At 59.8% G+C, this 12,788-nt stretch carries 14 protein-coding genes; 8 read left to right on the forward strand and 6 right to left on the reverse strand.

All coding sequences use genetic code 11. The features are described from left to right. Positions 1-193: 193 nt before the first annotated feature. The 3 genes from rpsT to mutM form a co-directional block, all read right to left on the reverse strand. Positions 194-466 (reverse strand): 30S ribosomal protein S20, encoded by a 273-nt coding sequence (gene rpsT / locus V6590_RS10790; protein WP_335422767.1) that lies wholly within the window; start codon positions 464-466, stop codon positions 194-196. A gap of 145 nt (positions 467-611) precedes the next feature. Beyond that, entirely contained in the window at positions 612-1,388 is a 777-nt protein-coding gene (locus V6590_RS10795) for an enoyl-CoA hydratase (protein ID WP_335422769.1), read from the reverse strand. Positions 1,389-1,461: 73 nt separating this feature from the next. Beyond that, positions 1,462-2,313, reverse strand: a complete 852-nt coding sequence (gene mutM, locus V6590_RS10800) for a bifunctional DNA-formamidopyrimidine glycosylase/DNA-(apurinic or apyrimidinic site) lyase (RefSeq protein WP_335422771.1) — start codon at positions 2,311-2,313, stop codon at positions 1,462-1,464. A 96-nt stretch (positions 2,314-2,409) separates the two neighbouring features. Between mutM and ubiE the strand changes: the two genes are divergently transcribed. Both ubiE and ubiB read left to right on the forward strand, forming a co-directional pair. Further along, positions 2,410-3,159 carry a bifunctional demethylmenaquinone methyltransferase/2-methoxy-6-polyprenyl-1,4-benzoquinol methylase UbiE gene (gene ubiE / locus V6590_RS10805; RefSeq protein ID WP_335422773.1) on the forward strand — a complete coding sequence of 250 codons (750 nt, stop codon included), beginning with the start codon at positions 2,410-2,412 and terminating at the stop codon, positions 3,157-3,159. A 3-nt stretch (positions 3,160-3,162) separates the two neighbouring features. Continuing rightward, complete coding sequence (gene ubiB / locus V6590_RS10810; RefSeq protein ID WP_335422775.1) at positions 3,163-4,686, forward strand: 2-polyprenylphenol 6-hydroxylase; 1,524 nt, start codon at positions 3,163-3,165, stop codon at positions 4,684-4,686. Here ubiB and V6590_RS10815 read toward each other — a convergent pair. Genes V6590_RS10815 through fliK form a run of 3 tightly spaced genes read right to left on the reverse strand, consistent with a single transcriptional unit; the run spans position 4,683 to position 8,939 of the window. Further along, complete coding sequence (locus V6590_RS10815) at positions 4,683-5,507, reverse strand: phosphotransferase family protein (protein ID WP_335422777.1); 825 nt, start codon at positions 5,505-5,507, stop codon at positions 4,683-4,685. The genes ubiB and V6590_RS10815 overlap by 4 nt on opposite strands. A gap of 38 nt (positions 5,508-5,545) precedes the next feature. Then, positions 5,546-6,205 carry a flagellar hook capping FlgD N-terminal domain-containing protein gene (locus V6590_RS10820; RefSeq protein ID WP_335422779.1) on the reverse strand — a complete coding sequence of 220 codons (660 nt, stop codon included), beginning with the start codon at positions 6,203-6,205 and terminating at the stop codon, positions 5,546-5,548. Positions 6,206-6,218: 13 nt separating this feature from the next. After that, complete coding sequence (gene fliK, locus V6590_RS10825; RefSeq protein ID WP_335422781.1) at positions 6,219-8,939, reverse strand: flagellar hook-length control protein FliK; 2,721 nt, start codon at positions 8,937-8,939, stop codon at positions 6,219-6,221. Between the two features lie 109 nt (positions 8,940-9,048). Here fliK and V6590_RS10830 point away from each other — a divergent pair, with 109 nt between their 5' ends. From V6590_RS10830 to V6590_RS10855, 6 genes are all read left to right on the forward strand, one after another. Beyond that, the gene (locus tag V6590_RS10830) at positions 9,049-9,366 is read left to right on the forward strand and encodes a rod-binding protein (protein ID WP_335422783.1); all 318 of its coding nucleotides are present in this window, start codon (positions 9,049-9,051) and stop codon (positions 9,364-9,366) included. Then, positions 9,353-9,667, forward strand: coding sequence for a hypothetical protein (locus V6590_RS10835; RefSeq protein ID WP_335422785.1), 315 nt, complete (start codon positions 9,353-9,355; stop codon positions 9,665-9,667). Before V6590_RS10830 ends, V6590_RS10835 begins: the two co-directional genes overlap by 14 nt. A gap of 205 nt (positions 9,668-9,872) precedes the next feature. Further along, on the forward strand, positions 9,873-11,105 hold the full coding sequence (locus V6590_RS10840; protein WP_335422787.1) for a flagellin N-terminal helical domain-containing protein: 1,233 nt from the start codon (positions 9,873-9,875) through the stop codon (positions 11,103-11,105). An 83-nt stretch (positions 11,106-11,188) separates the two neighbouring features. Next, the gene (flaF, locus tag V6590_RS10845; protein ID WP_335422955.1) at positions 11,189-11,557 is read left to right on the forward strand and encodes a flagellar biosynthesis regulator FlaF; all 369 of its coding nucleotides are present in this window, start codon (positions 11,189-11,191) and stop codon (positions 11,555-11,557) included. Continuing rightward, on the forward strand, positions 11,554-11,958 hold the full coding sequence (flbT, locus tag V6590_RS10850) for a flagellar biosynthesis repressor FlbT (RefSeq protein WP_335422789.1): 405 nt from the start codon (positions 11,554-11,556) through the stop codon (positions 11,956-11,958). The genes flaF and flbT overlap by 4 nt, the downstream gene beginning before the upstream one ends. Continuing rightward, positions 11,955-12,788, forward strand: a complete 834-nt coding sequence (locus V6590_RS10855; protein ID WP_335422791.1) for a DUF1217 domain-containing protein — start codon at positions 11,955-11,957, stop codon at positions 12,786-12,788. Before flbT ends, V6590_RS10855 begins: the two co-directional genes overlap by 4 nt.

Genomic DNA, 12,788 nt, shown 5'->3' on the forward strand with positions numbered 1-12,788 from the left:
GGCAAGCTAGCAAGCCCGCCGCAGGGCCTGCAACCGAACTTCTCTGTTGACAGAGATTTGCCGAAGCGAATCCCAAGGCCTGTGCAAAAAGGCCACGCAGGTTCGAATTTGATAGGGAAAACACCAATAAAACGTCAAAAAGCGCGCCTGTCGAGGGCGCGCTTTTCAGGGAATTCAACAGAATCGGTTCAGATCAGGCTTGTGCGCCCAGAGCTTTGACGCGCGACGACAGGCGCGACATCTTGCGCGCCACGGTGTTGCCATGCAGCACGCCTTTGGTCACGCCACGATCCAGTTCCGGCTGGGCGGCCTTGAGGGCTGCGGTCGCGGCAGCCTGATCGCCCGAAGCGATGGCTTCTTCGACCTTGCGCAGGAAGGTGCGGATGCGCGAACGGCGTGCCTTGTTCACCGCATAGCGGGCTTCGGACTGACGGGCACGTTTCTTGGACTGGGGCGTATTTGCCATGGGCTTTATCCTTCGGGTCTTTGTTTCGATTGCAGCAAAAGACCCAAGGCGACCCACCCCGGAGGGAGGTCATGATTCTTGCCTAAGCGGGCCCACGCGCATGTGGCCCCGGCCATTAAAGCAAAGCCGGGGCAAAGGAAAGGGGTTACTTGTCGCGGAATTGCGGTGTTCGCTTCTCCAGAAAGGCGGCCATGCCCTCTTTCTGATCCTCTGTCGCAAACAGGGCGTGGAAGACGCGGCGTTCGAACAGGATGCCTTCGCGCAACGTCGTCTCATAGCTGCGATTCACACATTCCTTGACCACCATCGCCGTCAGCAGCGATTTTTCAGCGATCTTCGCAGCCGCCTTTTTTGCCTCGGCCAGCAGGTCCTTTGCCGGGACAACCCGCGATACAAGACCGCAGCGCTCTGCTTCGGCAGCATCCATGAAGCGGCCTGTCAGGTGCATGTCCATGGATTTCGACTTGCCCACGAAGCGGGTCAGCCGTTGGGTGCCGCCGATGCCAGCGACCACGCCCAGATTGATCTCGGGCTGTCCGAACTTGGCAGTATCCGATGCGATGATGAAATCGCAGGCCATGGCCAGCTCGCAGCCACCGCCCAAGGCATAGCCCGAGACTGCAGCAATCACCGGCTTGCGGGTGCGGACGATCGCCTCGGATTCTGCAGCAAAGAAATCTTCACCGAACATCTGCACAAAGGTCTTTTCCGACATTTCCTTGATGTCGGCCCCGGCGGCGAAAGCCTTCTCCGAACCGGTGATGATGATGCAGCGCACGGCATCATCGGCATCGGCGGCCTTCAGCGCCACCGACAGTTCGCCCAGCAGCTTGCTGTTCAGGGCATTCAGCGCGTCGGGCCGGTTCAGGCGGATGAGCGCGACGTAATCCTCGATCTCGACGATCAGCGTTTCATAGGCCATGCGAGAGGCTCCTCATTGGTCCGCGACGACTCCTAACAGCAAAAAGCGGGGGCGCAAGGGTGCGGCGTTGGGGTTACCGCTGACAGAGGGGGCAGAAGAAGGAAGACCGGCCCAATTGCACAATGCGTGTCACCTGCCCCCCGCAACCGGGAGAAGTGCAGGCATCACCCGCGCGATCGTAAACCTTGAAACTGTGCTGGAAATAGCCCAACTCGCCATCGGCCTGCCGATAATCCTTCAGGGATGATCCGCCTGCCTCGATCGCTTCGGACAGCACCTCACGAATGATCGGCACCAGCCGGGACACCTCGAGTGACGTTACGTCACGAGCCATCCGCGCCGGATGAATGCCAGCCCGGAACAGCACCTCGCACACATAGATATTGCCAAGTCCAGCCACCAGATGCTGATCGAGCAGCGCAGACTTGATCGGTGTGGCACGGCCTTTCAATCGGGCAGCCAGATGGCCTTCGTGGAAGTCATTTCCCAGCGGCTCGGGACCAAGGACCGACAACAGGGGATGTGCTTCGGCGGAGGCGGTTGGCATCAGGTCCATCGCGCCAAAGCGGCGGGCATCATTGAAGGTGACGCGGGCACCATTATCCATGTCCAGCACCACATGGTCATGTTTGGCGGGTGCCGGATGCGCGTGATGAAAGCTGCCCAACTGCGCCCCGGAAATCAGCATTCGCCCCGACATGCCCAGATGAATCAGCAGGGTTTCGGATGTGGACAGATCGGCCAGAATGTATTTCGACCGCCGCCGCAGCCCTGTGACCCGTGCCCCGGTCAGCCGTCTTGCAATGCCGGGCGGGAAGGGCCAGCGCAGATCAGGCCGGTTGACCGCCGCAGCGGCAATCACGGCGCCTTCCATCACCGGCAGCAGGCCACGGCGCACAGTCTCGACCTCGGGCAATTCGGGCATCGCATTCCTTTCGGACAGGTTGGCGCATTGCAGCGCGGCATTTGCGGCCTATAAGGAAGGCCAGGCCCGGTTTGGGCAAGCCCTTGCGAGACAGCCATGACCGAAGACACCCGCAGCACGCATTTCGGCTTTCAGACTGTGCCGGAGGCAGAAAAGGCCGGCATGGTGCATGGCGTCTTTACCCGGGTCGCCAGCAAGTATGATGTGATGAATGATGCCATGAGCCTCGGCATCCACCGCATCTGGAAAGATGCGATGATGGACTGGCTGGCTCCGCGCCCCGGTACGAAATTGCTGGATGTGGCGGGCGGCACGGGGGATGTGTCCTTCCGCTATCTGAAACGTGCGCCGGGGGCGCATGCCACTGTTCTCGACATGACCGAATCCATGCTGATTGAAGGTCGGCAACGCGCCGAGGCCGACAGCATGGCCGAGCGGTTGAACTGGGTCGTCGGAGACGCGATGGCCCTGCCCTTCGCCGCCAACAGCTTTGATGTCTATACGATCAGTTTCGGCATCCGGAACGTGACACGGGTGCAGGATGCCCTGAACGAGGCCTATCGGGTGCTGCGCCCCGGCGGGCGGTTGATGGTGCTGGAATTCAGCCAGATTCCCAATGATCTGATGCAGAAGGCCTATGATCTTTACAGCTTCAATGTGATCCCGGTGATGGGTCAGATGATTGCGGGGGATCGGGACAGCTATCAGTATCTGGTTGAAAGTATCCGAAAATTCCCAGACCAGGACAGCTTTGCCGCCATGATCCGCAAAGCCGGTTTTGAACAGGTGAAATACCGCAACCTGACCATGGGCATCGCGGCCCTGCATTCTGGCTGGAAGATCTGATCGATGCGCGGACCCCACAACATCGTTCGTCTGGTGCGGACGCTGGCCACGATGGAGCGGACCGGTGCCATCGGTGTGGTGCTGGAGGCGATGGATGCCCCCCCGCGCCTGCGGGCCGTTGCGAGGGTTTTGGGCTGGCCGTTCAAATGGTTGGGTCTGAAAGGCGATCCGGCACTGCCACCGGCCACCCGCGCCCTGACGGCACTTGGCCCGGCCTACATCAAGTTCGGTCAGGTGCTTTCGACCCGACCCGATATCGTGGGTAACGAACTGGCAGAACAGCTGAAATACCTGCAAGACAAGCTGCCGCCGTTTCCGCTGGATCAAGCCCGTCAGATGATCGAGGCCGAATTGGGCCAACCCATGGCCGCCATGTTTTCGGAGTTTTCCGAACCTGTCGCCGCAGCCTCCATCGCGCAGGTCCACCGCGCAAGGCTGGCAGAAACCGGTCGCGAAGTTGCGGTCAAAGTGCTGCGGCCGGGAATCGAGCGTGCCTTTCGCCGGGATGTGGATGCGTTTTATTTTGCAGCGCGCGTGATCGAGATCATCTCACCCGCTTCGCGCCGCTTACGCCCCATGGATGTGATCACGCATTTCGACGGTGTGGTTCAGGGGGAACTGGACCTGCGGCTGGAATCGGCGGCCGCCGCCGAATTCGCGGCAAATACCGCCGAGGATGAGGGATTCCAGGTGCCCGAACCGGTCTGGGCCTTCTCGGGTCGCACCGTGATGACCATGGGTTGGGCCGAAGGCGTGGCGCTGGCGGACAATGCTGCCATCGATGCTGCCGGGCATGACAGGGTACAACTGGGCGCCAGGGTGTTGCAACTGTTCCTGAAACACGCATTGCGCGACGGGTTCTTCCATGCCGACATGCATCAGGGCAACCTGAAAGTGGCGGCGAATGGCGATCTGATCGCCTATGATTTCGGCATCATGGGGCGGTTGGATGAATATACTCGCCGGGTCTATGCTGAAATTCTGATCGGCTTTATCCGCAAGGATTATCGCCGGGTCGCAGAAGTGCATTTCGAGGCAGGCTATGTGCCGCCAGACCGCGATATCGACGAATTTGCCCGCGCTTTGCGCGTGGTGGGGGAACCCATTTTCGGCATGGATGCCAGCCGCATCTCGATGGCGCGGCTGCTGTCCTATCTCTTTGAAGTCACTGAACGCTTCGGCATGCAGACCCGGACCGAGCTGATCCTGCTGCAGCGCACCATGGTGGTGGTTGAAGGTGTGGCACGGTCACTGGATCCCCATATCAACATCTGGCAGGTCGCCCGCCCGGTGGTGGAAGGCTACATCGCCACAAATGTAGGCCCACGGGCCTTGCTGCGCGATCTGGTGCAAACGGCCCGTGTTCTGGGCCGATTTGGCCCCAAACTCCCCGGGATGGTTGAGGCACGCCTGATTGCGCAAAGTGGCGAAAAAGACTCTGCGAAGGCCCCGCTGCACCCGTTATGGTGGGTTCTGGCAGGGGCTGGATTGGTCTGGACCGGGGTCATTCTTGGTGCGTTGATCTAAAGGGCCGAAAGTTCCAGATGCAGCGCGGTGCGGTAATCATCGGCGCCCCTTTCGGCTTTCCAAAGGCAATGGGCCGCGATCCGCCAATGCAGCAACGCTGCTGCCGCCCGATAATGCGCGACAGTGTCCGGATCGGGATAGGCAGCCAGGAACCGATGACATTCATCCGCCGTCAGGGGCTTTCCGCGGTAAAGCCACTGCATCGCAGGCGACAAGTAGGCCGCCAGATCCTCTGCAGGATCCCCCTGTGCCGGGCATTGCCAATCAATCAGCATCGGAGCGCGGCCTGTACCAATGATATTGCCGGGCACCGCATCTCCATGCAGGAAACACGCGATTTTCCTGGCCGGAACCCTGGGCGGATGCGCGGGCAGAGCGCCAGAGCAGGCCTCTGCGATCGCCTCGGCTTGGTCAGTCCAATCGGGTGCAAGGCGCAGCCCCGGCGGAGGCGACAAACGGTGCAATCGGCCCAACGTGCGGGCGACATCCGCCGGGTCGCCCGCAAAGATCTGGCCAGGCAAATAATCATAGGCGAGCCAATCGCCCCCACTCAGTCGGCCTGAGGCGCGCAGCCGGGGGGCAAGACCGGTGTTGGCAAGTGCGATCAAAGCCAGGGCTTCGGCCTGCGGATCATTTGGAAAGAGCGGGCTTTCGGCATCCGGTGTGAACAGCTTCACCACTATGGCACCCGCTTGCCAGACACGATTGGTGCGACCACCATCAAGGGCGTGCCAGTTCGTCGCCACCTCGGGCAATGCGTCACGCACCGCGTGCAACAGCGCCTCTGGCGGCGCTTTGGAAGGGGTAAAGGGCCGCGTCATGGCGCGCGACGCTAGGGCCTCGCGTGCCTGAGCGCAAGCTACTCGCGCAGCGCAGTTACCGAAGCGACAGAGACCTCGGCCTCATTCTCCAGTACGAGGGTCATGCCGTTGGCCCCGCCACGGACCTCTTTGATCCTGCTCCAGGTTTCTACTGGCGAATCCGTCAGCTTTGTTTCCCCTTCATAGTTTTCAAGAAGGAAGCTGTAGATCCCATCCGGCAGCGGCGCGCCGGTCACATCAACCGGCGTCCAGTCAAGCTGGGTGGTGTCAGCGGGCAGATCGACACGGTTTACGACCGTTCCATCCTCATCTTTCACCACCATGACAACCCGATCCGCCTGGATCAGCGGATTGGGCGCAAGATCAAGCGTTGCCCCGGCTGTGACGCGGGCAGGCATTTCTGCCCTTGCCTCTGATCCCACCCAACCGGCCATCTGCGCCATTCCCATCATGCCGAACTGGGACTGCATGGTCGCCAGCAATTCATTCGTCCGGGTCTGCTGTTCCACGCTTGAAAACGTTGCCAACTGCACTGCAAATTCGGCGCTGTCCATCGGGTTCAGCGGGTCCTGATTCTGCATTTGTGTGGTCATCATTTTCAGAAATGTCTGATAGTCGTTCGAGCCGGCATTCGGGTTACGATCCGCCGGGTTGACAGACCGTGATCCGAGAACGGTGCTGGAAGCGCCGAGTTCCATTTGGGAAATCCTTTCACAAGCGCAGATCAAGCCCGGAACCGGAGATGTTTCCGGCACTGGCCTGGGGGGTGATGTTGGTCAGCGCCGTACCGCCACCCGAAGATGACAATGGGGTGTTGCGGGGGCGATGGTCCTCTGCAAAGCTGCCTTGACCAAAAGTCATCTCGGCATCGCGGTATCCGGCAGAGCGGAATTCATTGGCCAACTGATCGGCATGGCGGCGCATCAGATCCAGCGTTTCGGGGCGATCTGCAACCAGATGCACCCGCATGACATCGCCCTCGGCGATCATTGTCAGGCGAACGCGTCCCAATTCCTCGGGCGCAAGAACAAGATCGAGGCCTTGACCCGTCGCATCGCTGACAGGTTGTGCTTCGACCACGGTTGCCAACCCTTTAAACGCTTGCTGTATCGCGCGCGGCGCATGCTGCGCCAGGGCGGTGGGGTTCGCCGGATCAGACAGAATGGATGTCTGGGCCATTCCCTGCGCGGATGACAAATCGGGCACGGCACCGGGCATCGCCTCTGCTGCCATCATGGTCGTTGCCGAATCGGTGCTGCCCATAAACCAGAGCCGCGCGGCCAGTGACGGCAGCGGATCAATATGTCGAACCTCCGCATTCACCATATCAGCGGTGCTCCCTTGGCGGTGCTGCGGCGCTGCAGCTTCTTCCTGTGCGATTGATGGGGACGGCTGATCCTGTTCCGCAGGCAGGTCGGCACCTGAACGCAGGTTATTTGCAATTGGTTGCGAAGCAGTCTTGCTGGCCATGAGGGCCGATGGTGTTGGCATGGCCGTTTGTTGAGGCTGGGACGCCATAGCCGACGCCGCGATGGCCCCAAGTTGATCCGACTGCCGCAGCGGTTGGGATATTTCAGGGGCTTCAGTTATCGGACTACTGACCGGGCCCTCCAAGCGCGGGGGGGCCGACAGTTGATCAGATGTATGACGACCTTCGACTGGCTGCACTTCAACCGTTGTGGTCTGAATGTACAGGCGCTGACCTGCACCATCCGATCGCTGTGACAGAAGCCCTTCGGCATCTTGCGGCACAGTCTGCGCAAGTGACGGCCGCTGAGCAGAAGCGGCCAGGAAAGGCATATCAGACGGCTGTACCATGCCGGTCGCTGCCAGTTGCGGTACCTGCGGCGATGCCGCATGATCCGGATGTCCTGACACGAATCTCCCGACCTGTTCGCCATCTATGGGCAGCAAAGGATGCCGTACCGCATCAATCTGCTCGATCCGATGTGTCCGCGTCGGCTGGGTAACTTCAGTCGAGTTTTCCGCAGGGGCTGCAGGCACCGGAACCGAAAGCCTTCCGCTGCTACGGACATTTGTCACTTGTACCGTGGCGTTGGCCTGAGCCGAACGATCAACGCTTTGCGGGGTGGGCTGATCGGCTTGCTCTGTCCCAGGGACAGCAATCGCAGTCGCGGGACGCATGGAAGAACTCTGTCCAGTCGCCGCTACATTCGGTGCAGAGATAAGACCTGCGCTTGCACCACCCGAGATGTCCTTCGGTGCGACATCACGCGACACAGGCATTTGTCCCGCGAAGTCGGGTTCAGAACGCGTATGGCTGTGGCCCGAATCCACGGGTGCCAAGGGTACGCGCTGGCCTTTTGGAACCGTCTGTTGTTGGGGATGGATGATCGGTACTTCACCACCCACCTGTGCCAAGATGGCAGTTTCCGGCCCGCGAACCGAGACACCGCTCGTGTTGGCACCGCCCTGCACCTGTAGCCCATCCGCCGTTTTTTGCTGCCATGCTTCGTTATGCTGGTCAGCCCCGGCTGGATGCAAGGATGAGGCTTCCTGCGATGTCGTCAGGCTTTGCTGTATCGGTCCTGCTGGCGCAGACTTGGCGATTGTCTCTTGGGGCAGCGCGGCTTGCGGCCACATCAGCGACGACATCGCTGCCGAGGGCTTTTCCGCGCCCGAACCCGGCATTTGTCCCGGCACTGCGGCCGGTCCCTGCTCCGGGAATGACTTGCTGATCGGCGCCACCGCCTGAAGTGCGGACTTAGCTGTTTCCGGCCGATCTCCCTCAACTTGGCCCAGCCCGACTGGCAACGCGGCAGTTTCTCCGTTGCCCCGCCATTGTTGCTTCTGCACCCCCTGCCCTTGGTCCGCACCGTTGGGCGGAGACGACGAAGTACCCATTTGCCCGGCGAGCAATTCGAAGTCCGACCTGACGGCCAATTGCAGACTGCTCTTCGCCAGATGCGCCGGTTCAGTGACGCGCATACCCTCTGGCAAATTTTCAACCCAGTCTGCAGACGGGGCGATTTCGCTCCCAACCGACGGCAGGACTGACTTTGATTGCAGATCGGTGACGGGCTTTCCACCTGACGCCTGCGCGGACATCTCTCCGATATCCGGCGACGGCACATCTTCTGAAAACTCGCGCCGAGCTCCGGTCAAGCCGGATGCTACTTCCGACCAGCCTTGTTTGGAATGAAACGCCATAAGGATTGGATCCCACACCTCAGAAGGCAGGTTTTCTTCCTCGACCTCGGTAACCTCGCTTTGCAGATCGATGCCTCGCGTCGCGTCATTTGGCCCAGTCGGTGCCAAAGTAGACGCACCCTTCCCCTCTTGCCCTGCTGCAGGCGCAAGACCGGCAAGAACAGATGCAAATGTGCCATCCCCGGAGATGCCCTGCACGCTGCCCCCAACCGTTGGGACCGGGCTCTGAATCAAGCTGTGCAGGCTGGGAATGTTTGACATTGGGTTCTCGACTTCTGCCGTTTCCCAAATTTATCTGCCCAACTGGTTACCGGATGTTTACCGGCGCTGATCGATGATCGTGAAAATGCCATCGAACCCGGAGCCGGCCATGATCCCCGCCTTGTCTTCCCATGTCACACCCGATTCCGGGCGCCTTGATCAGTTGCGCGCCAAAGCACAGGAGCTGGAGGCGGTCTTTCTGTCAGAGATGCTGGCCCATGCCGGTCTCGGCACCCAGACCTCGGCCTTCGGGGGCGGCATTGGCGAGCAACAGTTCAGTTCTTTCCTGCGCCAGGAACAGGCTAAGGCCATGGTGCAACAAGGCGGAATCGGTCTCAGCGAAGCGCTGTTTCATGTGCTCGCACAACGCGAAGGTCTGATCGAGGGAAGCCAGTTCACCGGAGGCGTGACCGATGACAAGGCTTGAAGAGCTTCTGGATCAATTGCGCGCAGCAATCCTTGCCGGAGATTTCGCTGCCTTTGAAGGGATCGAAGCCGCGCTTGATGAAGCTGCGGTCGAGCCGATTCCCGATGAGGATTTGGCACGGCTCCACCACAAGACTCGCGAAAATGCGCGCCTGATGCGGGCTTGTGGGCGGGGCCTGCGCATGGCGCAACGCCGGTTGACCGAAATCAGCCGCGCCCGCGACGGTTTTGCCACCTATGACGGGCAGGGAAAATTGCAGCCGCACGGCCATGGTCTGAATGCGTTGAACCGACGCTTCTGATGTGAGTCAAATTCAGGGCAATTGGACGCTGCCAGCCAGTGCGACTTTAGCAAGTTGTTAGCCTCTCGAACGCATCAATCAAGGGGCATCCCAAGACGGGGTGGCGCGGAAGCGAAAGCCACCGCAGGGGCGAGAACGCCGTATCTGCCGCACGACGGCGCCCATGCCTGACGCAAAGCGTCGGCCTCAAGAAAGGAAAACGGACATGTCGTCCATTCTGACCAATACCAGCGCAATGGTGGCCCTGCAGACCCTGAAGGGCATCACCCAGAACCTGGAAAAGACCCAGTCTGAAATCTCGACCGGCAAATCCGTTGCGAATGCGCGCGACAACGCTGCGGTCTGGGCGATCTCGAAGGTCATGGAATCCGACGTTCAGGGTTTCAAGGGCATTTCGGACAGCCTTGCACTGGGGTCTTCGACCGTTTCGGTGGCACGTTCGGCCTCGGAAACCGTGACTGACCTGCTGACCCAGATGAAGGGCAAGATTGTCGCGTCGCAAGAATCGAACGTCGATCGCGCCAAGATCCAGACCGACATCGTTGCACTGCGTGACCAGATCGGTGCTGTTGTCGGTGCCGCCCAGTTCAACGGGCTCAACCTGCTGTCGAACCAGTCCTCCACCGCCGGATCGCAAACTGTGGACATCCTGTCCTCGTTGGACCGCAGCGGTTCGGGCGTTGCCGTCAGCGAAATCACGGTTGCCAAGAACGACATCGGCATCAAGAATGCGGTTGACGGTGCCACTGCCGGCGGCGGTGCAAACACTGCTATCGCAACCCTGGCAGCGGGCGCGACGACCACCTTCATGACCGTCTTGCCCGCGAACGTGGCCTATGGCACGACCTACAACATCGAATCCATGGCAGGCACTGCCGTAGCTGCCGCCAATCAGGTAAGCTATGTTACCCGTAACGGTGATACAGCTGCCTCGGTCGCAGCTGAAATGGTGAACCGGCTGAACTTTGTGGCACAGCGGGAAGGCCGCACCGTCAGCTTCGCTGTGAACGCAACCGATGCAACCCAAATCGACATCACCAATACCAGCACGACGACCGCTGTGACCGGCATCTTGGCGACCGATATTGACCGCACCACGGGTGGTACGGCCGGCGGCGGTCTGAACCTGCTGCAAAAGTTCGACGTGACCACCAGCGCTGGTGCGAATGCGGCTTTGGCCGGCATCGAAGGCCTGATCCAGACCTCGATCAAGTCGGCGGCCTCTTTCGGTTCGGTCCAGGGCCGGATCGACACGCAGCAGAAGTTTGTCGACTCGCTGACCGGTTCGCTGAAGGCAGGGATCGGTACGCTGGTCGATGCCAACATGGAAGAAACCTCGGCACGGCTTCAGGCGCTGCAGGTGCAGCAGCAGCTTGGCGTCCAGGCGCTTTCGATTGCCAACCAGTCGCCGCAGAGCATTCTGTCCCTGTTCCGTTAATGGAAAGCCGCCGCGGCGCGTCAACTCGCGCCGCGGTCCCCTTCTGATCCCGCACCGCACCGGAAGGATTTCCTGTGAACTCTATGCACCTAGCGCGCGCCGCTTACGGCCGCCCTTCCACCCCTGCCCGTTCTTATCGGCAGATCGAATATGATCTCTTTGCCCGCGTCACCAAGGAATTGGGCCAGTCCGAACGGAATCGCAAGCGCGACTTTCCAGGCTTTGTGAAGGCCCTGAACGAGAACTTGGTCATGTGGCGCACCTTGGCGATTGATGTCGCCGACAAGGAAAACGGTCTTCCCCAGCAACTGCGCGCGCAGCTGTTCTACCTTTATGAATTCACCAGCGAACACACACGCAAGGTGCTGAAAGACGACGCCAGCGCCGAGGTTCTGATTGACATCAACACCGCCGTCATGCGCGGACTGCGCGGTGAAGGAGATACCCCATGAGCGGGCTGGTCCTGAAGCTTGGACCTTACGAACGGGTCCTCATCAATGGTGCTGTCATCGAAAACGGCGACAAGCGATCACGTTTGGCCATCATGACGCCCAATGCCCATATTCTACGCCTGCGAGATGCGATCCATCCGGAAGAAGTGAACACGCCAGTGCGCCGGGTCTGCTATGTGGCACAGTTGGTTCTGTCCGGCGATGCCGATCCGGCCGAGGCAAGAATGCAGCTGTTGCGCGGGATCGAACAACTGAGCCAAGTGCTGACGGACCCTGACAGCCGTACACAGTTGTCAATCGCCACGCGCGCAGTGATGGATGAACAGCCCTATCAGGTGCTCAAGGCGCTGCGTGCACTGCTGCCCAGGGAGGAGCGGCTGTTCGCCGCGGGAAGGGCATGAGTTTCACGCCAGTCATCCCGACAGGGGGATATGGAGGGTGGGCTTTTCTGAAGCGCACCCTCGCCACCCAGCAAAAGACTTTTGAGTCGACGACTACTCTGAAGCGCGAAGAAGACTATTTTCGCGCCAAGATCGGCAGTGTCAAAACCGCAGAAGCGCTTGTGTCAGACAAGCGCCTTCTCCGGGTTGCCCTTGGTGCCTATGGACTGTCCAATGATGTGAACAATACCTTCTTCATTCGGAAGATCCTGGAGGACGGGACATTTAATTCAGAGTCTCTGGCAAACAAGCTTGCAAACAAACAATATTCCAAAATGTCAGCTGATTTCGGCTTTGGTGATTTTCCAACACCCAACACTGTCTTGTCAGATTTTCCTGACAAGATTCTTGCACGTTACCGCCAGCAACAGTTTGAAGAAGCCGTGGGAAATGTCAGCAATGACATGCGTCTAGCGCTTTACACCGAGCGCGAATTGCCTGCGATAGCCGCGCGCAATAGCAGCAATGATACCAAATGGTTCACGATCATGGGATCTCCACCATTGCGATCCGTTTTTGAAACTGCGATGGGACTGCCTGCCAGCTTTGGGTCAATTGATCTTGATCAGCAGTTGACTGTCTTCAAAGAACGTAGCGCCAAGCTTTTCGGATCAGGCAATGTAGCTGATTTTGTCAAACCTGAAGTCCAGGAAAAGCTGATTCGACAGTTTCTGATCAGGTCAGATCTGGCTTCTGGCAATATCTCCGGATTGACAAAAGGGGCTGGTGCGCTGGCTTTGCTGCAATCTCGGCAAAGCAGCGCTTCCAATATCCTGACGCTGCTACGATAA

This window comes from Gemmobacter denitrificans (genome assembly GCF_036964905.1).
Taxonomy (GTDB): Bacteria; Pseudomonadota; Alphaproteobacteria; order Rhodobacterales; family Rhodobacteraceae; genus Gemmobacter; species Gemmobacter denitrificans.

Excerpts from the sequence above, each read along its gene's own strand:
- flaF (WP_335422955.1), top strand. The coding sequence starts at position 11,189 with ATGCACCTAGCGCGCGCCGCTTACGGCCGCCCTTCCACCCCTGCCCGT.
- V6590_RS10835 (WP_335422785.1), top strand. The coding sequence starts at position 9,353 with ATGACAAGGCTTGAAGAGCTTCTGGATCAATTGCGCGCAGCAATCCTT.
- ubiE (WP_335422773.1), top strand. The coding sequence starts at position 2,410 with ATGACCGAAGACACCCGCAGCACGCATTTCGGCTTTCAGACTGTGCCG.
- mutM (WP_335422771.1), bottom strand. The coding sequence starts at position 2,313 with ATGCCCGAATTGCCCGAGGTCGAGACTGTGCGCCGTGGCCTGCTGCCG.
- fliK (WP_335422781.1), bottom strand. The coding sequence starts at position 8,939 with ATGTCAAACATTCCCAGCCTGCACAGCTTGATTCAGAGCCCGGTCCCA.
- ubiB (WP_335422775.1), top strand. The coding sequence starts at position 3,163 with ATGCGCGGACCCCACAACATCGTTCGTCTGGTGCGGACGCTGGCCACG.
- rpsT (WP_335422767.1), bottom strand. The coding sequence starts at position 466 with ATGGCAAATACGCCCCAGTCCAAGAAACGTGCCCGTCAGTCCGAAGCC.
- V6590_RS10820 (WP_335422779.1), bottom strand. The coding sequence starts at position 6,205 with ATGGAACTCGGCGCTTCCAGCACCGTTCTCGGATCACGGTCTGTCAAC.
- V6590_RS10815 (WP_335422777.1), bottom strand. The coding sequence starts at position 5,507 with ATGACGCGGCCCTTTACCCCTTCCAAAGCGCCGCCAGAGGCGCTGTTG.
- flbT (WP_335422789.1), top strand. The coding sequence starts at position 11,554 with ATGAGCGGGCTGGTCCTGAAGCTTGGACCTTACGAACGGGTCCTCATC.
- V6590_RS10840 (WP_335422787.1), top strand. The coding sequence starts at position 9,873 with ATGTCGTCCATTCTGACCAATACCAGCGCAATGGTGGCCCTGCAGACC.
- V6590_RS10830 (WP_335422783.1), top strand. The coding sequence starts at position 9,049 with ATGATCCCCGCCTTGTCTTCCCATGTCACACCCGATTCCGGGCGCCTT.
- V6590_RS10855 (WP_335422791.1), top strand. The coding sequence starts at position 11,955 with ATGAGTTTCACGCCAGTCATCCCGACAGGGGGATATGGAGGGTGGGCT.
- V6590_RS10795 (WP_335422769.1), bottom strand. The coding sequence starts at position 1,388 with ATGGCCTATGAAACGCTGATCGTCGAGATCGAGGATTACGTCGCGCTC.